Source organism: Vibrio sp. YT-18 (genome assembly GCF_033337345.1).
Lineage (GTDB): Bacteria > Pseudomonadota > Gammaproteobacteria > Enterobacterales > Vibrionaceae > Vibrio > Vibrio alginolyticus.
This window is the reverse complement of the sequence record NZ_JAWOQO010000069.1, coordinates 1-1,797: the sequence shown is the minus strand read 5'-3', so window position 1 is coordinate 1,797 and position 1,797 is coordinate 1. Positions and strand designations below refer to the sequence as shown.

The following is a 1,797-nucleotide window of genomic DNA, read 5'->3' as shown; positions in this document are numbered from 1 at the left end:
CAAGATAAATACACCGATGGTAAGTTAATCATCTACGGCACAGATCATGTCAGTAACGATATTCGCACTGTCATCACGCCTTACGATCCAAGAACTCGTCCTTGGTATCAACCGGTCGCCAAAGACGAAAAACCGATGTGGTCAAAAATCTACACCAATGCGGATGAGCGCCAAGACATCACCTTATCTGCTATGACACCGGTGTACGAACACCAAGAATTTGCGGGCGTATTGGTGACAGACATTCGTATCAATACCTTCAACGAGTTTCTACGCGTCATCAAGAAGAACACCAAAGCATCGGTCTTTATCATGGACCAAGAACACCGATTAGTGGCACATTCTGGCCCTGGCAGCGTCGTGTCTTGGGGCACAAAGTTTTCGGATAAAGGCCAACGCTTGTTCGCCTCTGAAAGCGCAGACCCGATCATCAAAATCAGCGCCTCCCGCGTGCGTGGTTTTGACTTGTACCATACAGACCAACCGTACACGTTTGAGTTTGACCACAGCGGCCAACGTATTTTTAGCCGCATCACGCCCTACTACGATCCAAACGGTTTAACTTGGTTCATCGGCACTTCTATCTCGGAATCTGATTTGCTTGGCCTCTTACCGAAAAGCCAAGAGAAAAGCTGGATTGTTGGTATCGTCGTCAGCTTGTTTGGTATCGGCTTTAGTTGGGTCATCTTCGAACGCGTGACTCGACCAATCAACGCCACTGCCGATGCGGCTCAACACCTAGCAAATGGCGATTGGGATAGCTCAATGCCCCAACCTGGCCGTGTGTACGAAACGACCGTGCTCGCAAAAGCCTTTAATGAAATGGCCAGCAACCTCAAAGCCTCATTTAAGGCGCTGCGCGATCAGCTGGTGTATGACTCATTAACTCGACTCTACAGCCGCCAAGGATTAATCGAAATCTGCGAAAACAAACCCAATTTGTGTCACGGTAGTTTGTTCTTATTGGGGATCAACAAATTTAGAGATATCAACGACAGCGTGGGACACCACAATGGTGATCAGCTGTTGGTTAGCATCGCAGAAAGGCTGAAGCAGCAATTCCCAGACAACACCATGCTGGCCCGAATTGGTGGTGATGAGTTCGCTCTGTTTATGCCAGATATGGATAAAGACGAAGACATCCGTTTAACAGAACGTCGCCTACAACAACTGTTCGCAGCACCATTTATGGTTGAAGGTGAAAGCGTGGTGATGAAGATCTCACTAGGGATTGTGCAAACCAAGCATGGTGAGAACATGCCGCTTTGGCTACGCAATGCCAGCATTGCTCTGAGCTACGCGAAGCAAGATCCACTGACGGGCATTTGTTACTACAGCCCAGAACTCGCGAGCGCATCGAAGTTTCGTACTCAGCTGCTCACGAAGATGCAAACGGGCATCGACAAGCGCGAATTTGTGCCTCATTATCAGCCGATCATCGATCTCGCGAGTGGTAACGTATGTGGCGCCGAAGCCCTAGCTCGCTGGAATAGCGAAAGCGGTATGATCTCACCATTAGATTTCATCCCAATCGCGGAGGAAAGCGGCATGATCAAAGCCATTGGCCAACAAATCTTGCTGCAAGCGTGCCGAGACACATACAAAGCCATCGAGAACAAACAGTGGCCGTCAGACTTCCAATTGCACGTGAACATTTCGGTCAATCAGCTCTCCTGTCCGGCGTTTGTCGACACCGTGACACGAGTGCTGGATGTCACCAAGCTGCCCGCCAAAAACCTCACGTTAGAGATCACCGAATCGCGCATTATTGATAGCGCACCAACGACTCTGGAAAAG

General features: G+C 49.4%; 1 protein-coding gene. It reads left to right on the top strand.

Translation table 11 applies throughout. The annotated features are described in order from the left end of the window. Positions 1-1,797 (top strand): EAL domain-containing protein (locus tag R7M72_RS24330; RefSeq protein ID WP_318056369.1); only part of this gene is annotated, 1,797 nt, incomplete at both ends.